Origin of the sequence: Streptomyces sp. NBC_00459 (genome assembly GCF_036013955.1) — a bacterium.
Taxonomy (GTDB): domain Bacteria; phylum Actinomycetota; class Actinomycetes; order Streptomycetales; family Streptomycetaceae; genus Streptomyces.
The window spans coordinates 5534758-5556048 of sequence record NZ_CP107903.1; the positions used below are offsets into that span (position 1 = coordinate 5534758).

Here is a 21291-nt window from a genome sequence, read left to right on the forward strand (position 1 = left end):
AAGGAGACAGACACGATGAGTGAGCTCACGTACGCCGGGAAGACTTTTGTCCTCCGCGTCGACAACGGGGTCGTCTTCCGCAACACCTACGCGGCGGACGGCACCGCCCTCCACTACGAGACCCTGGAGGGCCCGACCAAGGGCGCCGAGGAGAACGTCACCCTCCACACCGCCGAGGTCGCCCCCGGCCTGTTCATGCTCGGCTGGGTCGAGGAGTCCGGCATGACGATCACCCACGTCATGAACCTCGACGCCCTGACGGTCCACGCCTTCTGGACCTACGAGACGGGCGAAGGCCGCGTGGCCGAACTCCACACCGGAGTCCTCGAACCCGTCTGACGGGCCCTCACCCACCGCTGTGCTCCCACCGCTCCGCGGGTGAGGGCACAGCGGCGGCGTGCGGTTCGGCGGACCCGTCCACCCTTCGCCCCGCCACCTGCCCACTGCCCGGAGGACCGCCATGTACCCGATCTCGACCCCGGCCTCGACCCCGACTCCGGCCACGCTGCCGCTCGCCGCCTACCGCGCCGCCGTCGCGCTGGACGAGCCGTTCCGGCCCGACGCCGGCGATGGCCAGGACGGCCGGTCCGCCGACCTGGTCCGCGAGGCGCTCGGCCTGCTGGGCGACGACCCGGCGGCGGCGAGGGCCGGGCTGCTCCCCGAGACAGCGGACCGGCTCGACGACGCCGCCGCCCGGCGGCTCCTGCGCGCGGTGCTGACGGTCCGGGATCCTGGCCCGCTGCCCACCGGGGCCGCCCGCGTGCTGGACGCGCTCCTGGCCGGCGAACGCCTGGCACACGACACCATCGACGCGGCCTCGCTGCCCACCGTCCGCGACACGCTTCCCCACACCGCATACCGGGCCGCCGACCGTACGGTGCTGTGGCAGGGCGACCTCACCACCCTCGGCGCGGACGCCGTCGTGAACGCCGCCAACAGCGCCCTGCTCGGCTGCTTCCGCCCGATGCACCCGTGCATCGACAACGCACTCCACTCCGCTGCCGGCCCTCGTCTGCGCGACGACTGCCACACGGTCATGTCCCTTCAGGGTCACCCGGAGCCGACGGGCACCGCCAAGATCACCCGCGGCCACCACCTGCCCGCCCGCTACGTCCTGCACACCGTCGGCCCGATCGTCGACGGCCCCGTGCTCCCGCGGCACAGGCAGGCACTGGCCGCCTCGTACCGCGCCTGCCTCGACCTCGCCGCCGAAGCGGGCGGCATCCGCACCCTCGCGTTCTGCGGCATCAGCACCGGCGTCTTCGGCTACCCCAAGGCGCCCGCCGCCCGCATCGCCCTGGACACCGTCGCCGACTGGCTCGACCGCCACCCCGGACGGCTCGACCGCGTGATCTTCAACGTGTACGCGGACGACGACCGCGCCGCCTACCTCCAGGCACTGACCGAAGGAACCCAGCCCCGATGAACCAGCCCGCCTTCGACCTGGAAGCCGCCGCGCGGACGATACACACCTGGCTCGGCGAGGCCGACCGCGTCCTGATCACCGCCGGGTCCGGACTCAGCGCCGCCGCCGGATACGACTACGGCGACGAGGACCGCTTCCGGGAGCTCTTCCCCGCCCTGCACCGCCTCGGCCTGCGCTCCCGCTACCTCGTCGGCGTACCGCTGCCGCCCGAGCTGCGGTGGGGCTACTGGGCCGTCCACATCGACGACATCCGCTTCGCGACGGACCCCAACCCCCTCTACCAGCAGCTGAGTTCCCTCGTCGGCGACAAGGACCACTGGGTGATGACGTCCAACGTGGACGGCCTCTTCGCCCGCAACGGCTTCGCCCCCGACCGGATCTTCACCCCGCAGGGCGACTACGGCCGCTACCAGTGCACCGTCCCCTGCACCCCGGCCACCTGGGACAGCCGCCCCCTCGTCGAACGACTCCTCGCCGGGTACGACCCGGCCACCGGCGCCGTCGCCGAGCCCCTGCCCGACTGCCCGAACTGCGGCGGCGAGGTCGACATCAACGTCCGTATCGGCCCCGAGTTCGTCGACGGCCCCTACCTCCCGGCGGGCCGCCGTCTCGACGACTGGCTGGGAACGGCCACCGCCGACACCCGTCTGCTCATCCTCGAATTCGGCGCCGGATTCAACACCCCCGGCGTCATCCGATGGCCGGGCGAGCATCTCACCCGCCATTTCCCCCACGCACGCCTCGTACGCGTCAACCCGACCCACCCGGAAACCCCCGCCGACCTCGACGGCCGGACCCTGCCCGTCCCCGTCGAAGCCGACCACCTGCTCGACGCACTCACCGTGCCGCACCCGGCACCCGAACCTACGGTGGCACCATGAGCGACCCGGAGAAGAACAAGGCCACGGCTCAGGCGTTCTACGACCTGATGTTCAACCAGTGCCGCCCTGCCGAGGCGATCGACCAGTACGCCGGAGACACCTACATCCAGCACAACCCGCACGTCGGCGACGGCAAGCAGCCGTTCATCGACTACTTCGAGCGCATGGCCGCCGAGTACCCGGGCAAGCGGGTGGAGGTCAAGCGAGCCTTCGCCGAAGCCGACCACGTGATCCTGCACTGCCACCAGACGTGGCCCGACGAGGAGTACGCCGGCATCGACATCTTCCGGTTCGACACGGACGGCAGGATCGTCGAACACTGGGACGTCCTCCAGGTGATCCCACCCACTTCCGAGAACGACAACACGATGTTCTGACCATCAGCCCGGGCAGCCTGCTGGAGGCATTCCTCACCTGGCTGGGCCTGGCGGTCCCCATGCTCCTGGATCTGGCCCTGACGCCTTTCTGCCGTCGTTGGGTGACCTGTTCCGCCATCGTCTGCCGGTGATCTTCGCTGATACGGTCCGATCATGCCGCGCCTGGTGGAAGTCCCTGGGTACGTACGTTTCCTGACGGCCTCCGCTGTGTCTGCGTTCGGTTCTCAGGTCACGGGGCTGGCGTTGCAGATTCTTACCGCCGTGGCGCTGAGCGCATCCGCCACGGAGGTCGGCATCGTCAACGCCGCCCGCTGGGTTCCGTATCTGCTCTTCGGACTCGTAGCCGGGGTCGTGGTGGACCGCTGGCGGCGCAAGCCGATGATGGTCGCCACGGACCTCGCAAGGGCAGTCCTGCTCGGTGCGATACCCGTGCTGTATGCGCTGGATCGGCTCACCATCCCCGCGCTGTGCATGTTCGTCTTCGCGTTCGGGGTGCTGTCTCTGCTGTTCGAGGCGGCGAACCAGTCGTACGTGCCGCAGCTGGTGCCAAAGGAACTGCTCAACGCGGGGTACGCCCGTGTGCAACAGGCCGACGCGGTGGCCGGCTCGACCGGCCCTCTCATCGCCGGGGCACTGATCAAGGTCATGGGAGCGCCGCTTGCCGTGCTGGTGGACGCCCTCACCTATCTGGTGTCCGGCCTGCTGCTCGCCTCGGTGAAAGCGCCCGACCCCGTCCCCGATCGAGGCGCACGGCGCAGCCTGGGCAGCGAGCTGCGCGAGGGCGTGGCATGGGTCTACCGGCATCGCACGCTGGCGCCCATCGCCCTGACCTCGCACGCGATGCTCCTCTTCAACAGCATGGTGACCACGGTCTTCGTGGTCTTCGCCCTGCACAGCCTCAAGATCGGCGAATTCGGTCTGGGGGTCACCTACGCCTGCGCGAGTGTCGGCGTGATACTCGGCGGTGCGCTCTCCGGTCGCGTGGCCAGAAGACTCGACGTCGGCGCCACCCTGATCACCTTCCGCCTGCTCGCCGCCATCGGCTGGCTGCCCTTGGTCCTGGCCGAGCGCGGACCGTGGGCACTCGCCTCCGTGTCGCTCGGCTTCTTCCTCGTGTCCCTGGCCATCGGCGTCGAAAGCCCGGTGGAGATGAGCTACCGCCAGGCGGTGACACCCGATCGGCTGCGCGGGCGGATGAACGCGACGATCCGCTCGATGAACTGGGGAATGGTAGCGGTGGGCGCACCACTCGGCGGAGTACTCGCCGACCAGGTCAGCTATCGCTTCGCCCTGTGGATCGGACTGTCCGGAGCGGTCGTCCAGGCACTCGCACTGGCAGTGTCTCGTACCCGCGGGGCCCGTACCGCCGACGAACTCGATTCCTCGGCAACCGACCTGACACGGCACAGCGCAGAAGCCGCTGCCGGGGAGAGCAAGGACTGACCAGCTCGCGGTGGCAATTTCGGACCCGGGTGGCCCTGGTGCGGGGCGCTGTTCTTCTCCTTCCGCTCGGTCGGTACCCGGAACGGCAACTCTGCGTCGCGGCGGTCCAGTTCCATGCATCCGGACCGAGGCGCCGAATCGTGAGAGCGCGCCTACATCCGGCTCAGCGAAGCCGCCGCGAACAGCACGTCCCTGATCGCCTCCCTGTCGCCGTCCTGGCCCGCCGCCGCTTCCTCCGGTGACACATGGCCCGCCGCCAGTTGACAGAACTCCACCCCGTCCAGGGCCACATGGGCCACCTCGTGGGCGGACGAGGCACGGGCGGCCGGGGAGTCCAGGGGGATCAGCCATTCGCCGCCGCCGGAGCCCTCGATCTCCAGGCGGAGACTGCGGCCGGGCTCGCCGGCCGGGACCAGGTGGCGGTGCGTCCGGTTCGGTGCGGCCAGGCCTGCCTGGCGGCGGGCGGCCAGTGCCTCCGGGAGCATGCGGGCCGCGAGGTCGATCATGCCGTGGAGGTGGCGCGGGGCCGGCGGTTCGTAGGGGTAGTCGACCGCGTCCGCGATGTCACCGGCGTGCACCCAGCACTCGAAGGCACGGTCCAACATCGCCTCGTGCAGGGGCAGTTCGAAGTCGCCGTACGAGATCGGCAGCTTGCCCGAGCCCCCGCCCGCGAACGACACGTTCCGTACGATGCCATGGCTCTGCTCCCGCCACGGCACCCGTACGGAACGGGTGGGCGGGAAGTACGAGGCACGCCAGTACGCCTCCGTCCGGGACGCGGGATCCGGTGGGACCGGTGTCTTCTGCTCGCCGGTCAGCGGGTCGTCGAGGCCCAGCGCGACCGCGACCAGGCCGTCCACGCTCAGCAGGTGGGCGATGACACCGGCGACCGTCGTACGGCGGCTCGTCTGCTCGTCGCCCTCGAACCAGCGCAGGCGCACGGGCGCGTGCCACTCGGAGTCCCCGAAGTCCTGGAGCAGGGCGTCGAGGCGGGCGGTCTCCGCGTCGTACGCGGTCGCCCACTCCGGGACCGGGATGCGCGGCGGGCGCCGGTCGAGGCAGCCCTCCAGGACCCGGGTGCGCAGGGTCGGGTCCAGGTCGAGGGGCTCCGGGCGCTGGAGCAGTTCGACGGCCTCGCGCAGCCGCCGGGCCTCGTCCGCGCAGGCACCGCACTCCCCGAGATGCTCCTCGACGGCCAGCGTCTCCTCCGGCGAGCAGGCGGCCAGCGCCCATGCCCCCAGCAGCGACCTCAGCACGTCGTGTTCCAGGACAAGGGGTACGACGGGCATGCCTGTCGGGGCCGACAGGGGGAGTCCCGTGTCCTCGACCGGGGAGCGCGGCATCGGTATGCGGGGCGAGCCGTCGTCGGCGCGGTGGGGGGTGCCGGGTTCCGGTCCCTTGCCGTCGCCGTCGCCGCCAGTGCCGTCGTCAAGGGCGCCGTTGACGACGTCGGGGTCCTGGGGGTCGTACCCCTCGTACTTCTCCCACTCCCCGTCCTCGTGACCCGCGCCGCTCACACCGCACCCCCGTATTCGGGGGGTGCGCCCGGTGCGCCGGTGTCGTGGGCCGTGGACAGGAGCTGGAGGCCGAGGCGGAGGCGGCGGCGGGCCTCGGCCTCCGTGACGCCCAGGTCGGCGGCGGTCTGGCGGTAGTCGCGCCGCTGGAAGTACGCCAGCTCCAGGGCGGCGCGCAGCGGGGCCGGCATCGACGTGACGATGTAGTCGGCGCGGGCGGCGACGGAGGCGCGGCGGACCCTGCGCTCCAGTTCCTCCATGGAGCCCGAGGAGGAACCCGTGGAGGAGCCTGTGGCGTCGGCGTACGTGTCGGCGGAGTCGTCCTCCAGGTGGTCCCGGTTGTCCCGGCCGTCCGGGTCGCCGTGGGCCAGGGCTGCCGTCTCCGTCTGGCGCAGCCGCTGCACCGCGAGGCGGTGGGTCAGGGTGGCCACCCAGGAGCGCAGCGGGCCCTGTTTGGGGTCGTAGGCGTCGGGGTGCTGCCAGACGTGGGCGAAGACCTCGCGGGTGATGCGGTCGGCTGCCTGTTCGTCGGCGAGGACACGGTGGGCCAGGCCGTGCACGAGGGAGGCGAACCGGTCGTACAGCTCACCCAGCGCGGCCGCCTCCCCGCGCGCGAGCCGCTGCTGCATCTTGCGGTCCCAGCGGGGCGGTGTGTCCCTCTTCGGCATGCTGCCCCCTCACCCCCGTACGTCTCGGTCGCGTCAGTCGTCTCGGTCGTGTGTCTCAGTCGTGCCGGTCGTGCCCGTGCCGTGTTCCTGTCCAGGTCCGGCGGTTGCCCACCCTCTCCTCGAATGTAGTCGGCCCCCCTGACAGCCCACTCCGCTTTGCGGCATTGTGCGCCTTCCGAAGGGCTTCAGATGGTAGAGAACCAACGGAGATCGACCGATCGCGGCGCAATTTAGGCAGCTTTCGATCGAATGAGATCGCATGTGACCGAAACCAGTACCCTGCAAACCGCTTGCAAGTCTCTTGCGGTCCGGGTCGAGTCGATGTGCGGTGTTTGATGGCATGGCTGTTGGGCAGCCGCGTCGACAGGAAGCGTAGGTCGAGCTTCCGTTTCTTCCGGACGAGTCGGACGAGGGGCCTCATGGTGGCGTTCAAGGTGACCGACGGCGAGCGAGGCGGCTGGACCGTGCTCCAGGTGTCCGGAGAGATGGACCTGGTCACCTCGCCCGAGTTGCGACAGCGGGTGCACGACGCCGTGGCCGAGGGCCGCCACCGTGTCGTCCTCGACCTCTCCGAGGTCGTCTTCTGCGACTCCAGCGGCGTCGGCGTCCTCATCGCCACCCGCCGCCTGATGCGCTCCTGCCAGGGCCATCTGCGCCTGATCCTGCCCGCGCAGGGGGCCGCGGAGAGCGCTCACGCCCATCACGTCAACCGGGTCCTCGGCGCCCTGGGAGTCCGCCGCCTCTTCGACGTCTACGCGGACCTCACCACGGCCGCCGACGAGACGGCGGCCCCGCTCCAGGCGGCCCTCACGCGCGCGTGAGGGCCCGCAGTGCGCATGACCGGCCCCCACGCGCGCGTGACGCCCTTGTCGCGGAATTCCCCCGGTCTTGGTACAGGCGTCGCTTTCCTGCCCCGGCCGCCACCTGCGCGTCGTACGCTCCGTGCGAGAACCTCGACATGGAGTCAAGGCGCGCAGAGGTGAGACACAGAGCCAAGTCTCAACGTAAAGCGTGTAAGACGCAGGCGTAGGACGCAGACGTAAGGCAGGCCCGACAGACATGGTCAGTTCCGAGTACGAACGGAAGATCGCCGCCCGGTTCACCACCTTCGACCAGGACGGCAACGGCTACATCGACCGGGTGGACTTCAGCGTGGCGGCCAAGGCGCTGCTCGCCGAGTTCGGCACCCCCGCCCGGTCCGACAAGGGCCAGGCCCTCTACAGCGGCGCCGAGGCCTTCTGGCAGGGCATGGCGGGGATCGCGGACCGGGACGGCGACCAGCGGATCACCCGCGACGAGTTCGTGAACGGCGCGGTGAAGCGGCTGCACGACAACCCCGGCCGGTTCGCCGAGATCGCCCGTCCCTTCCTGCGGGCGGCCCTGGCCGTCGCGGACCTGGACGGCGACGGCACGGCGACCCTCGCGGACACAGAGCGCGTCCTCAAGGCACTCGGCGTGCCCGAGGACATCGCCGCCACGGCCGCCGCGACACTCGACACCGACGCCGACGGCCGGGTCGGCGAGACAGAGATCGTCGACGCGCTCGCCCGCTACTTCGACGTCTCCGACTCGGACGACGGCGCCGGCTCCTGAGAGGGCCCCGACTCCTGAGAAGGCTCCGAGTAGCGCTCGCGCAGCTTGTACTTGAGTACCTTCCGCAGGGCCTCGTTGCGCGGAAGGGCGTCCACCACCTCCAGCCGCTCCGGCAGCTTGTGCACGGACAGCCCTTCCGACCGCAGGTACGAGGTCAGTGAGGCGAGGGTCAACTCGCCCGCCCCCTCGGCCTGTTCCACCACCGCGCAGACCAACTCCCCGCGCTCCGCGTCCGGTAGCCCGACGACCGCCACATCACCCACTCCCGGATGCGTGTGCAGCAGGTCCTCGATCTCCTTCGCCGAGATGTTCTCGCCCTTGCGGATGATGACGTCCTTGAGCCGCCCGGTGAGCACCAAGTGCCCGCTCCCGGTGAGGAATCCCAGGTCACCGGTGCGCAGAAAGCCGTCCGCGTCGAAGGCCTCGGCGGTCTGCGCGGGGTCCAGATACCCCTGGCACACGGCCTCGCCCCGCAGCCGCACCTCGCCCTCCACCACCCGTATCTCCATCCCCTCCGGCGGACGGCCCTCCGTGGTCGCCAGGTTCTCGACCGTGTCGTCCGGCGAGCCCATGGTGATCATCGGCACCTCGGTCATCCCGTACCCGTGCGTGAGCTCCACCCCCATCTCCCGTACGACGGAGTGGTAGACCTCCGGCGGCTTCGGCGCCCCGCCGCCCGCGAGCAGCCGCAGCGAGGGGATCACCGGAACGCCCGGCTGTTTGCGCTGCTCGGCGAGGAACATGGAGTAGAAGGCCGTCGACCCGCCGGCCACGGTCACCCCGTGCTTTCGGTACCCCTCCAGCGCGTCCGGCAGCGCGAACTGCTCGAACATCACCGCCGGGAAGCCGTACAGCAGGAGCATCACCGTGTAGTCGGGGCCGGCGATATGGGCGTAGGGAAAAGCCATCGAGCCCACGTCCGACTCGGTGAGCCGCAGCGCGTGCGCGAGGCATGATCCGCCAGCGATGAGCGAACGGTCCGTGTGGAGCACGCCCTTGGGGTCGGAGGTCGTGCCCGAGGTCCAGTAGATCCAGCGGACGGAGGTGCCGTCGGCGGGCGGGGGCGGCAGCAAGGACGGGTCCGCGTCCGGGAGTTCGTCGCTGTCGTACGCCCGGAAGACGCCCTTCGCGCCGAGCCGCCGTGCCAGCTCCGTGTGGTCGAAGCCGCGCCACACGCCCGGTACGGCGAAGAACTCCGCCTTCGACTCCCTTAGCGCGAAGCCGACTTCGCGGTCCCGGTAGAAGGGGATGACCGGTGACTGCACGGCGCCCAGGCGGGCCAGCGCGAAGGAGAGCAGGGCGGTCTCGATACGGGTGGGCAGCTGCCAGGCGACGACCGTGCCGGGACGTACGCCCATCTCGTAGAGACCCGCCGCCACCCGTTCGGAGCGGGTGCGGAGTTCGCCGAAGGTGAGGGAGCGGTCGTCCTGGAGGAGGACGGGCCGGTCGGGGGTGAGTTCGGCGCGGCGGGCCACCAGTTCCCAGAGGGTACGGGCCGAACCCAGGGCGTGTGCGGTGTCGACGACGTTCACGTTGCCCCCTGTGGCTGAGGAAACAGGTAGCTGAACAGATAACTGACGAACCATCAGATTGTGCGGGGAGCGTAGGGCTTCACGCCTTGTCGGTCCATAGGTGCGGGACTAACCTTCTAGAGGTGTGGAACTGACGGTCCGTCAGATAATCATCACCAGCTGGCCAGGCGGAGGGGACCCATGACCGAACTGCCCCGCATCATCAGCGTCGACGACCACGTGATCGAACCCGCGCACCTCTTCGAGACCTGGCTGCCGGCCAAGTACCGGGACAAGGGGCCGAAGCCCTTCACCGCCGGCATCGGCGAACTCGCCTACGTGGGCGGCAAATACCGGATCACGACCGACCCCGACGGCCCGGTCACCGACTGGTGGCAGTACGAGGACCTGCAGTTCCCGTACAAGCGGATCATCGCGGCCGTCGGGTTCTCCCGGGACGAGATGACCCTCGACGGCATCACACGCGAGCAGATGCGGCGCGGCTGCTGGGACCCGAAGGCCCGGCTCGCGGACATGGACCTCAACCACGTCGAGGGCTCGCTCTGCTTCCCCACCTTCCCGCGGTTCTGCGGGCAGACCTTCGCCGAGGCCCACGACAAGGAGGTCGCGCTGGCGTGCGTACGCGCCTACAACGACTGGATGGTGGAGGAGTGGTGCGGCGACAGCGGCGGCCGGCTGATCCCGCTGTGCCTGATACCGCTGTGGGACATCGAGTTGGCCGTCGCGGAGATCCGGCGCAACGCGGCACGCGGGGTGCGGGCGGTGACGTTCTCCGAGATCCCGACGCACCTCGGACTGCCGTCGATCCACTCCGGCTACTGGGACCCGTTCTTCGCGGTGTGCGAGGAGACCGGGACGGTCGTCAACATGCACATCGGCAGCAGCAGCCAGATGCCCGCCGCCTCCCCGGACGCGCCACCCGCCGTCCAGGCCGCGCTGAGCTTCAACAACGCGATGGCGTCGATGATGGACTTCCTGTTCAGCGGTGTGCTGGTGAAGTTCCCGGCACTCAAACTCGCCTACAGCGAAGGGCAGATGGGCTGGATCCCGTACGCCCTTGAGCGCGCCGACGACGTGTGGGAGGAGCACCGGGCGTGGGGCGGGGTCCGGGACCTGATCCCCGAGCCGCCCTCCACCTACTACTACCGGCAGATCTTCTGCTGCTTCTTCCGCGACAAGCACGGCGTCGCCTCGATCGACGTGGTCGGGCGGGACAACGCCACCTTCGAGACCGACTACCCGCACGTCGACTCGACCTTCCCGCACACCAAGGAGGTCGCCCTCGACCATGTGAAGGGCCTCGACGACGAGACCGTCTACAAGCTGATGCGCGGCAACGCCATCCGCATGCTCGGCCTCGACCTGGACAAGTAGTGGACCTCTCCGACACCCCCCAAGAGGCGGAGTTCCGGGCGCGGTTGAGGGAGTGGCTGGGGAAGGTCCTTCCCTCGCTGCCCGCCAAGCCGTCGCCCGACGACTGGCCCGGACGACGCGCGTACGACCTCGGCTGGCAGCGGACGCTGTACGACGCCGGGTACGGCGAGGTCCACTGGGGCGCCGACCCCGCCGTACGGATGATCTTCCTGGAGGAGACCGAGAAGGCCGGCGCGCCCTATGTCGGCGCGAACTTCGTCGGACTGCTGCACGCCGGGCCGACCGTCGCCGCCGAGGGGACCGACGAACAGCGGGCGCGCTGGCTGCCGCCCGTGCTGCGCGGCGAGGAGGTCTGGTGCCAGGGGTTCAGTGAGCCGGACGCCGGTTCGGACCTCGCGGCGCTGCGCACCCGCGCACGGCGCGACGGCGACCACTACGTGGTGAGCGGCTCGAAGATCTGGACCTCGCACGCCGAAGTCGCCGACTGGTGCGAGTTGTTGGTGCGGACCGACCCGGACGCGCCCAAGCACCGGGGGATCACCTGGCTCGCCATGCCCATGGACGCGCCCGGTGTCACCGTACGGCCGCTGCGCACGCTCGCCGGGTCGAACGAGTTCGCCGAGGTCTTCCTCGACGAGGTCCGGGTGCCCGTCGCCAACCGGGTCGGCGAGGAGAACGACGGCTGGCGCGTGACGATGGTGACGCTGTCCTTCGAGCGCGGCACGGCGTTCGTCGGGGAGGTCGTCGCCTGCCGCCGGGTACTGGGCGAACTCGCCCTGGCGGCAAGGGAGAACGGGCGCTGGGACGACCCCGTACTGCGGCGCCGGCTCGGGCGGCTCAACGCCGAGTTCCGTGCGCTGTGGCGGCTGACGCAGTGGAACGTGAGCGAGGCGAGCGAAGGGGTGCCCGGGGTCGGCGGGTCGGTCTTCAAGCTGCGGTACTCGCACGCCCGGCAGGAGTTGTACGAGGCGGCGGCCGAGGTGCTGGGGGAGGGCGGTGCGGCGCTTGATCTCGAACAGCCCTGGGTGCTCGACCGGTTGTCCTCACTGTCGTACACCATCGCCGCCGGCACCTCCCAGATCCAGCACAGCATCGTGGCCGAACGCGTTCTAGGGCTGCCGAAAGGACGGTGACATTCCCATATGCGTTTCCAACTCAGCGAGGACCAGAGGGCGTTGCAGACGGGCGTACGGGGGCTGCTGGCGGCGCGGTTCGGGCGCGAGCAGCTGCGGGCGGCCCTGGGCGTCGGCGAGGCACCCGAGCTGGACCGGGGACTGTGGCGGGAGTTGGGGACCGCCGGGTTCTTCTCGCTGCGGTTGCCGGAGGAGGCAGGCGGGGTCGGACTCGGCCTGCCCGAGGCGGTGTTGGCCTTCGAGGAGGCGGGTCGGGTACTGCTTCCCGGGCCGCTGATCGCCACGCAACTCGCGGCCGGGGTGGTGCCCGGTGCGGCGACGGGGGAGACGGTGGTGACCGTCGTGGACGGCGGCGGGGTGGTGGAGTGGCTGGGGGCGGCCGACGTCGTACGCGGGGATGCCGAGGGTGCGGCGGTCCTGCGGTCAGTGGATCCGCTCACACCGCTGCACCGGGTGGCCGATCCGGACTCCGGCGACCGTACGGACGTACTCCTGACCTCTCTCCTCACCGCCGCCGAGCAACTCGGGACCGCCGCCCGGGTGTGCGAGCTGGCCGCGCAACACGCCCGGACCCGTGAGCAGTTCGGGCGGCCGATCGGGGCCTTCCAGGCGGTGCAGCAACTGTGCGCCGGGATCCTGGTCCGGGTCGAGCTGGCGCGGGCGGCGGTGTACGCGGCTGCCGTCACCGTCGATCCGGTGGACATCGCGGCGGCCCGGCTGCTCGCCGACGAGGCGGCCGTGCGCGGCGCCCGCGACTGCCTTCAGGTGCACGGCGGTATGGGCTTCACCTGGGAGTCGGACGTCCATCTGTATCTGAAGCGGGCGTGGGTACGGGCCCGGCGGCCCGGCTCGGTGACGGAAGGTGAGGAGGTGCTCGCCGCCGCGTTACTGGCCGAGGCGCGGTGACCGGGGGCCGGAGCGGGACCGGCCGGATCGATGTCGCCGATCGTGGCGCGATCGAAATGTGACCCAGGTGTTGTGAGATCACTGAGCGTCGATACCGGGTTGTGTCCTACGAGTGACTCGTCACGGCCCGGAGTCGTGTGTTCGCTCCGGTACCTTCTGTGGAATGCGAGTGGTTCCGAGGTCGAGCCATCCCGGTGTTGCCCCTGAGGCGGCCCCGGATTCGGCAGTGCGCCCCGCTCGTGGTGCGGGTCCGACTTCCGGGCCCGCCTGTTCGACTTCCCGTGGTGAGCGTCGCACAGTATGCCGCAGGCGTACTCCTTCGCGTTGGAATATGCCCGAAGCGCTTGTTGGCGTGACTGTACGTCAACCATGCTTTCTCGTAAGGGACTCACGTTCTGTGATCCCCGATCTGGCCGCCGGCCCAGCCGTTGTTCTGGGCATGCAGAAAATGGCTACGATCGTGGCCCTCGTGCGGCGCGAGGCGATGTGTCCGCCGGTTCGGATGGTGTGAGCGGTGCAGGTGCTTCAAGTGCAGCTGGAGATCCGGCCCGACCCCGCAGAGGTGGGGCGGGCCCGGAGATGGGCGCGGTCACGGCTTGCCGGGTCCGGGGTCGCGGACGACGAGCCGCTGGCCGAGACGCTGATCCTCCTCGTCTCGGAACTGGTCACCAACGCGGTGGTGCACACCGGGTGCCCGGCGGTCCTGCGGCTGTCGTTCCAGGACGTGTGCGGAACGCAGTCCGGCGCCCAGGGCGTGTCCGGCGGGATCGTGCGGCTGGAGGTCGTCGATCTGAGCGCCCGTCCCCCCGTGCCCCGGCATGCCGAGGGTGACGAGACCAACGGGCGCGGGCTGGAACTGGTCGACGGGCTCGCCGACCGTTGGGGGTGGAGCGCCGAAGGCGTCGGCAAGCGCATCTGGTGCGAACTGGACCGCTGTCCGGCCCCGGCCCCGGCGCCGCGCGGAGGCGGGAGTTCGGTCATCGCACCGGGGGTCGCCACGGCCACCGCCGCGGGTACCGCTTCCGCGTACGGGGGCATGGCGGCGTACGAGGCCGTCTGACCGGACGTCCTGGCGGTGCGGCACCCGATGTGGATGTCGGTGTGGCGTTCGGTGCGGCGCTCGTCGGGGCACGGTTGCAGAAATGTCCGGGTTTCTGGGCAGTGCGTGGTGCGGTGCGCCGGGGTGTGCCCCTGTGCGCGGTTGTCGCAAAAAGGGCGTAAGTGATAAATCCCCTAGCGGGTGTTGACGTGACGTGACCGCGTGAACACGCTTGTTCTCAGCGCGATCCGCCGGAGGGGACGGCGAGGGTCTGGTGACGGGGGCCCTCGGTGAGTGCGGGTCGTGTATTCGGCGTCGACTCCTTCAGGGGTGGGGGGTGGGGTGGCAACGCCGAAGGCGGGTGGCGGCGCGCGATGCCGTACTTGGGGTGGGCAATGGCGCGCCGCCGACCGGCCGGTAGGGGTCAGAGGATTGCCACGGGTGCCACGGGACTTCCCGTGGCACCCGTGAACGGTTCGGGTGTCGCCGACAGCAGGAACGCGTACCGGCCTTCTTGTCCACAGGCTGTGGACAACTTTTCGAGATTCCAGTTCTGACCCTGTGGCATCCCCATCTCCACCAGGTCGAGCGCGTGTACGGGCATCCACAGATCATTCGATTCCGGCGGAAATATCTCAAAGGTGAGCGTGTCGTTCGCGACCGCCGCGACATCCCGCGCGTGGAACCACTCCGGTGTACGGATCGACAGCCCGGGCGAGGGATACATGTACGCGTGCTTGTCGCCGGCCAGGTACACCTGGATCTGCCCGGTCCGTACGAGCACGATGTCACCGGCGCGCACGCGCGTGCCCGCCAGCTCCTCCGCCGCGTCCAGGTCCTCCGGGGTGACCGCGTGCCCCCCGTCGAGCCGGTCGACGCCCCGTGCGCGGGCCACGTCCAGCAGCACCCCGCGCGAGACGACGTGCCGGGCCTTGTCGATGCCGGTGAACTCGGCGCCGGCGTGGGCCGTGATCGTCGCCGCCGGGCGCCCGTTGTAGAGCTTCCCGGAGTGGGAGGCGTGGGCGAGGGCGTCCCAGTGGGTCGCGCACTGGAGCCCCAGGGTCACCACGTCGTCGCTGGTCGCGACGGTCCCGCCGCCCGGCGGCCCGAACAGCTCCTGGTTGATCTGGACCATGGCGTGCACGGGGTTCACTCGGCCCGGAATCGCCCCCGTCTGGACGCCGTCCTGCTGGAGCGGCAGGGCGAGGGGGATGCGACGGCCGGTGCGGACGGTCGCGGCGGCCTCGCGCACGACCGCGTCGGTGATGAGGTTGAGGGTGCCGATCTCGTCGTCGGCCCCCCAACGCCCCCAGTTGTTCACGCGTTTGGCGATGGCGTGGAACTCGGCCGGCAATGGCATGAGTCCGGTCCTTCCTGGAGTCCGGTCGCTCCCGGGGCTTGCCTCCGGATATCCGCCGGGACATAAAATCTAACGGTCCGTCAGAAACCGCGGGAAGGGGCCGGACGTGGGGAACTTCTTGGCAGGAAAAGTCGTCGCCGTGACGGGCGCGGGCCGGGGGATCGGCCGGGCGGTGGCACTGGGCGCGGCGGCCGAGGGAGCGCGGGTCGTCGTCAACGACTACGGCGTCTCCATCGACGGCGCCTCGCCGACGAGCGAGATCGCCGAGGGCATCGTCAAGGAGATCGAGGCGGCGGGCGGCGAAGCGGTCGCGGTGGCCGACGACGTCTCCACCATGGCCGGCGGCCAGCGGGTCGTGGACGTGGCGCTGTCGTCGTACGGACGACTGGACGGTGTCGTGTGCGTCGCCGGGATCCTGCGCGAGCGGATGCTGTTCAACATGTCCGAGGAGGAGTGGGACCCGGTCGTCGCCACTCATCTCAAGGGCACGTTCACGGTGTTCAGAGCGGCTTCGGCGGTGATGCGGAAGCAGCGGGCCGGGACGCTGATCGGCTTCACCAGCGGCAACCACCAGGGGTCGGTGTCACAGGCCAACTACAGCGCGGCGAAGGGCGGGATCATCTCGCTCGTACGCAGCGCCGCGCTGGGACTCCACAAGTACGGCGTGACCGCCAACGCGGTGGCGCCGGTCGCGCGTACCCGGATGTCCGCGAACGTGCCCATGGAACTGGCGGAGATCGGGGAGCCGGAGGACGTGGCGGCCCTGGTCGTGTACCTGCTGTCCGACCGGGCGAAGGAGCAGCGGATCACCGGGCAGGTGTACACGGTCGCGGGGCCGAAGATCGCGGTGTGGGCGCAGCCGAGGGAGTTGCGGGCGGCGTACGCGTCTGCCTCCGGCGGGTGGACGCCGGAGGCGATCGCGGAGTTCTTGCCGGGGTCTGTGGGGGTGGATCCGATGCCGATGCTTGTGCGGTTGGAGGAGATGGAGCGGGCTGCGCGGGATGGGGCGCGGCCGAACGCCCAATAGCTCGGGGGTGCGGGTGGTTTGGCGGGTGCGGGTGCGTTGTGGCTTGTCGCGCAGTTCCCCGCGCCCCTGGGTGGGTCCGTGCGTCCCGTGTTGAGAGGGGAGCCCTGTGGAGTTTGGACTTGGTGTCGGGGATGAGGAGTTCCGGGCGGAAGCCCGGAGTTGGCTCAGTGCGCATGTCGATGGGGCTCTTGAGCGGCGGAGTTGGGAGCGGATTCTTGGGAAGGCCGGGTGGATCGGGCTTTCCTGGGGGGAGACCGGGTACGGCAATCGCAGCGCCACTCTCACCCAACAGGTCGTCTGGGCCGAGGAGTACGCACGGTCGGGGGCGCCGACGCGCTCTGGGCACATCGGGGAGAATCTGCTCGCTCCGACACTGCTCGCGCACGGAACCGATGAGCAGCGGGCCCGGTTCCTGCCGCCGGTGGCCGCGGGTGAGGAGCTCTGGTGTCAGGGGTACAGCGAGCCCGGGGCGGGGTCCGACCTCGCCGGGGTGAGCACGAGGGCCGAACGGGCCGCTGACGGGACGTACCGGATCACCGGGCAGAAGATCTGGACGTCCCTCGCCCACGAGGCCGACTGGTGCTTCGTGCTCGCCCGGACGGAAGCTGGGTCGGTACGTCATCACGGGCTCAGTTTTCTGCTCGTCCCGATGGGCCAGCCGGGGCGGATCGAGGTCCGGCCGATCCGGCAGATGACCGGGACCAGCGAATTCAACGAGGTCTTCTTCGACGGGGCACACGCGCGCGCGGACCACCTCGTCGGCGGCGAGGGCGCCGGCTGGGGAGTCGCGATGAGCCTCCTCGGGTTCGAGCGGGGAGTGTCCACGCTCGCCCAACAGATCGGGTTCGCGGGGGAGTTGGCGCGGGTGGTGCGGGCGGCCGTCGACAGCGGCGCGGTGGCGGATCCCGTCGTACGGGAGCGACTCGTGCGGCAGTGGGCCGAGTTGCGCGTGATGCGCTGGAACGCCCTGCGCACACTGGGCGGTTCGGGGGACGCCGGGGCGCCGAGCGTGGCCAAGCTGCTGTGGGGCGGGTGGCATCAGCGGCTGGGGGAGCTGGCGATGCTCGTGCGGGGCGCGGAGGCCGGGGTCGGGCCGGTGGAGTGGTCGGCCTCGGCACCGTACGAACTCGACGACGCGCAGCACCTGTTCATGTTCTCCCGGGCCGACACGATCTACGGCGGCTCCGACCAGATCCAGCGCACGATCATCGCCGAGCGCGTGCTCGGTCTGCCCAGGGAGCCCAAGGGAGTCGTCTGATGCGCGGTGTTCTGTTCGACGGTAAGCAGATCCAGGTCGTCGACGATCTGGAGGTGAGGGATCCGGGGGCCGGGGAGGTACTGGTCGCGATCTCGGCGGCGGGGCTGTGCCACAGCGATCTGTCCGTGGTGGACGGGACCATTCCCTTCCCCGTCCCCGTCGTGCTCGGCCACGAGGGCGCGGGCGTGGTGGAGGCAGTCGGTGCCGGTGTCACGCATGTGGTGCCCGGGGATCATGTGGCCCTGTCGACGCTCGCGAACTGCGGTGCGTGCGCGGAGTGCGACCGGGGGCGGCCGACCATGTGCCGGCAGTCGATCGGGCGGCCGGGGCGGCCGTTCACGCGGGGCGGGCGGCCGGTGTTCCAGTTCGCGTCCAACTCGGCCTTCGCGGAACGCACGGTGGTGAAGGCCGTGCAGGCGGTACGCATCCCGAAGGACATCCCGATGCCGTCGGCCGCGCTCATCGGGTGCGGGGTGTTGACCGGCGTGGGCGCCGTGCTCAACCGGGCCCGGGTGGACCGCGGGGACAGCGTCGTGGTGATCGGTACGGGCGGGGTCGGGCTGAACGTCCTCCAGGGCGCGCGGATCGCGGGCGCCTCGCGGATCGTCGCCGTGGACGCGAACCCGGCGAAGGAGGCGATGGCGCTGCGGTTCGGCGCGACCCACTTCCTGACCTCGACGGAGGGAGTGCGGGACGTGCTGCCGACGGGCGCGGACCATGTCTTCGAGTGCGTCGGCCGGGTCGAACTCATCCGCCAGGCGATCGACTTGCTCGACCGGCACGGCCAGGCGGTCCTGCTCGGCGTCCCCTCGGCCACGGCGGAGGCGTCCTTCGTCGTCTCGTCGATGTTCCTGGACAAGTCGATCCTCGGCTGCCGCTACGGCTCCTCCCGCCCCCAGCGGGACATCCCGCTCTACGCCGACCTCTACCGCGAAGGGCGCCTGCTGCTCGACGAGTTGGTGACGGAGACGTACCCGGTCGAGGACTTCGAGAAGGCGGTCGGGGATGCGGAGGCGGGGCGGGTGGCGCGGGGGGTGCTGACGTTCTGAGGGCTGGCGGTACGGGGGACCGGCCTCACGGGCTCCCCGGTTCGTCCGGGGCATGTCGGGAGTTTCCACAGGCGGCGAAACTCCCTGACGCTGGTCCTGACAGCCGTCGGGTGGTGGGGCGAGACGCGCTCCGGTGACCGGTCGGTGGTGTGCGGGGCCGGCACGGTCGTCACCGCCGGTCCTGGCGGCTCGGCGGTAGGACCGGCCGAGCCGACGACAGGTCCTGGCGGCTCAATCAGCGATCCGGTCGTCGACCCCTGCCGCTCCGACGCCTCCTGCCCGGAAGGTGCGGCGATAGGAGGTGGGAGTGACACCGAGGGTCGTCTGTAGGTGCTGCCGCATCGACTGGGCCGTGCCGAAGCCCGCGTCACGGGCCACCTGGTCGACGGAGAGGTCGGTGGACTCCAGGAGGTGCCGGGCCCGCTCCACGCGCTGCTGGGTGAGCCACTGGCCGGGGCTGACGCCCACCTCCTCGCGGAACCGGCGGGTGAACGTACGTACCGACATCGACTCCTGCTCGGCCATGTCGCGCAGCTGGAGCGGTTCGTGGAGGCGGCCGAGCGCCCAGGCGCGGGCGGTGGTCGTGGTCGCCAACTGGGGCTCCGGTACCGGGCGTTGGATGTACTGCGCCTGCCCGCCGTCCCGGTGCGGCGGTACGACCGTACGGCGGGCCACGTCGTTTGCGACGGCGGTGCCGTGGTCACGGCGCACCATGTGCAGGCACAGGTCGATCCCGGCCGCGACGCCGGCCGAGGTCAGCACGTCGCCGTCGTCGATGTACAGGACGTCGGCGTCGACCCTGATGCTCGGGAAAAGCCGCTGGAGGTGCTCGGCGTCGGCCCAGTGCGTGGTGGCCGGGCGGCCGTCCAGAAGGCCGGCTGCGGCGAGCACGTACACGCCGGTGCAGATCGAGGCGAACCGGGTGCCCGGCCGGATGTGGGCCAGGGCGGCGGCCAGTTCGCCGGTCAGTACGCCCTCTTCGAAGACCGGGCCGAGTTCGTACGACGCCGGGACGATCACCGTGTCGGCGGTGGCCAGGGTCTCCGGGCCGTGGGCGACCTCGATGGCGAAGTCGGCGTCGGTCTCGACCGGGCCCGGCGGCCGGATCGAGCAGGTCACGACCTCGTACAGGTGCCGGCGCCGGGCGTCCCGGGGGCGGCCGAAGATGCGGTGCGGGATACCCAGCTCGAAGGGAAGCACGCCGTCGAGGGCGAGGACGACCACGCGGTGCGGGCGGAAGTCCGGGTCCGGCTGGGTGTCTTTCCGCGACAGGGGCATGGCCCGATCCTAGCGAATGCTGGCCTTCCGGCCACTCGATCGGGGAGTGCGCAGGTCGGAAGCTTGACGGTGTGACGACGACCTCCAGACAGACCGCTGATGCCTTCGACGACGCCTCCGGCCGGCTCCGGAAGGCCGGCCCGACCCCGCGCATCCCCATCCACCGGGCCTGGTTCGTCGCCGCCGTCGCGTTCGTGACGATCATCGGCGCCGCCGCCTTCCGCTCCCTGCCCGGGCTGCTCATCGATCCGCTCCACGATCAGTTCGACTGGTCGCGTGGCACGATCGGCGCCGCCGTCTCCATCAACCTCGCGCTCTACGGGCTCACCGCCCCCTTCGCCGCCGCGCTGATGGACCGCTTCGGCATCCGGCGGGTCGTCGCGGTCGCCCTCGCGGTCATCGCGCTCGGTTCCGGCCTGACCGTGTGGATGACGGCGGCCTGGCAACTGATGCTGTGCTGGGGCCTGTTGGTCGGCCTGGGCACCGGTTCGATGGCGCTCGCCTTCGCGGCCACGGTCACCAACCGCTGGTTCACCGAGCGCCGGGGCCTGGTGACGGGCATCCTGACCGCCGCCTCGGCCTCCGGTCAGCTGATCTTCCTGCCGCTGCTGTCGTGGATCATCGAGACCCGCGGCTGGCGCCCGGCGGCGGTGACGGTGTCCCTGGCGGCCCTGACGGTCATCCCCTTCGTCTGGCTGCTGCTGCGCGACCACCCGGCGGACGTGGGCCTGAAGCCGTACGGGGCAAAGGAGTTCGTACCGAAGCCGGCCCCCGTGCAGGGCGCCGCGCGGCGAACGGTCCAGGTGCTGCTCTCAGCGGTGCGCACCGGCCCGTTCTGGCTCCTGGCGGGCACCTTCGCGATCTGCGGCGCCTCCACCAACGGCCTGATCCAGACCCACTTCGTGCCCGCCGCCCACGACCACGGCATGCCCATCACGGCCGCCGCCTCACTGCTCGCCGTCGTCGGGGTCTTCGACGTGGTCGGCACGATCGCCTCCGGCTGGTTCACCGACCGCTACGACCCGCGCAGACTGTTGGCCGTCTACTACGCGCTGCGGGGCGTCTCGCTCCTGTTCCTGCCTGTGCTGCTGGGGCCCTCGGTCCACCCACCGATGATCTTCTTCATCGTCTTCTACGGCCTCGACTGGGTCGCCACGGTCCCGCCCACCGTCGCCCTGTGCCGCGAGCACTACGGAGACGACAGCGCGATCGTCTTCGGCTGGGTCCTCGCCTCCCACCAGGTCGGCGCGGCGCTCGTGGCGTTCCTCGGGGGGATGGCGCGGGATGTCTTCGGGGCGTACGACGTGGTCTGGTACGCGTCGGGGGCGCTGTGCGCGGCTGCGGCGTTGATGGCGTTGGTGATACGGCGGCGAGGGCCGGCTCGGGTGGTGGGAGCGCCGGCCTGAGGGATTCCGGCGAGGCTCGGCAGGCAT

Annotated in this window: 20 protein-coding genes; 15 read left to right on the top strand and 5 right to left on the bottom strand. The window is 70.6% G+C overall.

The features are described from left to right. Positions 1 to 15 precede the first annotated feature (15 nt). The 5 genes from OHN74_RS24480 to OHN74_RS24500 all read left to right on the top strand — a co-directional run bounded on the left by OHN74_RS24480 (position 16) and on the right by OHN74_RS24500 (position 4127). Positions 16 to 339, top strand: coding sequence for a MoaF-related domain-containing protein (locus OHN74_RS24480; RefSeq protein WP_327696714.1), 324 nt, complete (start codon positions 16 to 18; stop codon positions 337 to 339). 121 nt (positions 340 to 460) lie between these two features. Beyond that, on the top strand, positions 461 to 1426 hold the full coding sequence (locus OHN74_RS24485; RefSeq protein ID WP_327696715.1) for a protein-ADP-ribose hydrolase: 966 nt from the start codon (positions 461 to 463) through the stop codon (positions 1424 to 1426). Further along, positions 1423 to 2307 (top strand): NAD-dependent protein deacetylase of SIR2 family, encoded by an 885-nt coding sequence (locus OHN74_RS24490; RefSeq protein WP_327696716.1) that lies wholly within the window; start codon positions 1423 to 1425, stop codon positions 2305 to 2307. Before OHN74_RS24485 ends, OHN74_RS24490 begins: the two co-directional genes overlap by 4 nt. Beyond that, on the top strand, positions 2304 to 2684 hold the full coding sequence (locus tag OHN74_RS24495; RefSeq protein WP_327696717.1) for a nuclear transport factor 2 family protein: 381 nt from the start codon (positions 2304 to 2306) through the stop codon (positions 2682 to 2684). Before OHN74_RS24490 ends, OHN74_RS24495 begins: the two co-directional genes overlap by 4 nt. Positions 2685 to 2837: 153 nt before the next feature. Continuing rightward, positions 2838 to 4127: an MFS transporter gene (locus OHN74_RS24500; RefSeq protein ID WP_327696718.1), complete on the top strand. Its 1290-nt coding sequence runs from the start codon at positions 2838 to 2840 to the stop codon at positions 4125 to 4127. Between the two features lie 152 nt (positions 4128 to 4279). Here OHN74_RS24500 and OHN74_RS24505 read toward each other — a convergent pair whose 3' ends face one another. Both OHN74_RS24505 and OHN74_RS24510 read right to left on the bottom strand, forming a co-directional pair. After that, positions 4280 to 5644, bottom strand: a complete 1365-nt coding sequence (locus OHN74_RS24505) for a zf-HC2 domain-containing protein (RefSeq protein WP_327696719.1) — start codon at positions 5642 to 5644, stop codon at positions 4280 to 4282. Continuing rightward, positions 5641 to 6309 (bottom strand): sigma-70 family RNA polymerase sigma factor, encoded by a 669-nt coding sequence (locus OHN74_RS24510; protein WP_327696720.1) that lies wholly within the window; start codon positions 6307 to 6309, stop codon positions 5641 to 5643. Before OHN74_RS24510 ends, OHN74_RS24505 begins: the two co-directional genes overlap by 4 nt. A 419-nt stretch (positions 6310 to 6728) precedes the next feature. Here OHN74_RS24510 and OHN74_RS24515 point away from each other — a divergent pair, with 419 nt between their 5' ends. After that, positions 6729 to 7130, top strand: a complete 402-nt coding sequence (locus tag OHN74_RS24515; RefSeq protein WP_327696721.1) for an STAS domain-containing protein — start codon at positions 6729 to 6731, stop codon at positions 7128 to 7130. Between the two features lie 238 nt (positions 7131 to 7368). After that, positions 7369 to 7902 carry an EF-hand domain-containing protein gene (locus OHN74_RS24520; RefSeq protein WP_327696722.1) on the top strand — a complete coding sequence of 178 codons (534 nt, stop codon included), beginning with the start codon at positions 7369 to 7371 and terminating at the stop codon, positions 7900 to 7902. On the opposite strand, the gene OHN74_RS24525 is transcribed toward OHN74_RS24520, so the two are convergent. Beyond that, positions 7860 to 9434, bottom strand: coding sequence for a class I adenylate-forming enzyme family protein (locus OHN74_RS24525; RefSeq protein WP_327696723.1), 1575 nt, complete (start codon positions 9432 to 9434; stop codon positions 7860 to 7862). The two genes, OHN74_RS24520 and OHN74_RS24525, sit on opposite strands and share 43 nt — an antisense overlap. 180 nt (positions 9435 to 9614) lie before the next feature. Between OHN74_RS24525 and OHN74_RS24530 the strand changes: the two genes are divergently transcribed. The 4 genes from OHN74_RS24530 to OHN74_RS24545 all read left to right on the top strand — a co-directional run bounded on the left by OHN74_RS24530 (position 9615) and on the right by OHN74_RS24545 (position 13907). After that, positions 9615 to 10808 carry an amidohydrolase family protein gene (locus tag OHN74_RS24530; RefSeq protein ID WP_327696725.1) on the top strand — a complete coding sequence of 398 codons (1194 nt, stop codon included), beginning with the start codon at positions 9615 to 9617 and terminating at the stop codon, positions 10806 to 10808. Continuing rightward, positions 10808 to 11941, top strand: coding sequence for an acyl-CoA dehydrogenase family protein (locus OHN74_RS24535; RefSeq protein WP_327696726.1), 1134 nt, complete (start codon positions 10808 to 10810; stop codon positions 11939 to 11941). The genes OHN74_RS24530 and OHN74_RS24535 overlap by 1 nt, the downstream gene beginning before the upstream one ends. A gap of 9 nt (positions 11942 to 11950) precedes the next feature. Continuing rightward, the gene (locus tag OHN74_RS24540; protein ID WP_327696728.1) at positions 11951 to 12847 is read left to right on the top strand and encodes an acyl-CoA dehydrogenase family protein; all 897 of its coding nucleotides are present in this window, start codon (positions 11951 to 11953) and stop codon (positions 12845 to 12847) included. A 514-nt stretch (positions 12848 to 13361) separates the two neighbouring features. After that, positions 13362 to 13907 carry an ATP-binding protein gene (locus tag OHN74_RS24545; protein WP_327696729.1) on the top strand — a complete coding sequence of 182 codons (546 nt, stop codon included), beginning with the start codon at positions 13362 to 13364 and terminating at the stop codon, positions 13905 to 13907. Positions 13908 to 14310: 403 nt separating this feature from the next. Here the strand turns inward: OHN74_RS24545 and OHN74_RS24550 are convergent, their stop codons facing one another. Next, on the bottom strand, positions 14311 to 15246 hold the full coding sequence (locus tag OHN74_RS24550; protein WP_327696730.1) for a cyclase family protein: 936 nt from the start codon (positions 15244 to 15246) through the stop codon (positions 14311 to 14313). Positions 15247 to 15352: 106 nt separating this feature from the next. Here OHN74_RS24550 and OHN74_RS24555 point away from each other — a divergent pair, with 106 nt between their 5' ends. The 3 genes from OHN74_RS24555 (at position 15353) to OHN74_RS24565 (ending at position 18580) form a co-directional block, all read left to right on the top strand. After that, entirely contained in the window at positions 15353 to 16273 is a 921-nt protein-coding gene (locus tag OHN74_RS24555) for an SDR family NAD(P)-dependent oxidoreductase (RefSeq protein ID WP_327696732.1), read from the top strand. A 106-nt stretch (positions 16274 to 16379) separates the two neighbouring features. Next, complete coding sequence (locus tag OHN74_RS24560; protein ID WP_327696733.1) at positions 16380 to 17531, top strand: acyl-CoA dehydrogenase family protein; 1152 nt, start codon at positions 16380 to 16382, stop codon at positions 17529 to 17531. Next, positions 17531 to 18580, top strand: a complete 1050-nt coding sequence (locus OHN74_RS24565; protein WP_327696734.1) for a Zn-dependent alcohol dehydrogenase — start codon at positions 17531 to 17533, stop codon at positions 18578 to 18580. The genes OHN74_RS24560 and OHN74_RS24565 overlap by 1 nt, the downstream gene beginning before the upstream one ends. 231 nt (positions 18581 to 18811) lie before the next feature. Here OHN74_RS24565 and OHN74_RS24570 read toward each other — a convergent pair whose 3' ends face one another. After that, a complete protein-coding gene (locus OHN74_RS24570) occupies positions 18812 to 19858 on the bottom strand; it encodes a GlxA family transcriptional regulator (RefSeq protein WP_327696735.1) in 1047 nt (348 codons plus the stop codon). Between the two features lie 71 nt (positions 19859 to 19929). On the opposite strand from OHN74_RS24570, the gene OHN74_RS24575 reads away from it, so the two are divergent. Beyond that, a complete protein-coding gene (locus OHN74_RS24575; RefSeq protein WP_443060438.1) occupies positions 19930 to 21264 on the top strand; it encodes an MFS transporter in 1335 nt (444 codons plus the stop codon). The last annotated feature ends 27 nt before the right edge of the window (positions 21265 to 21291 follow it).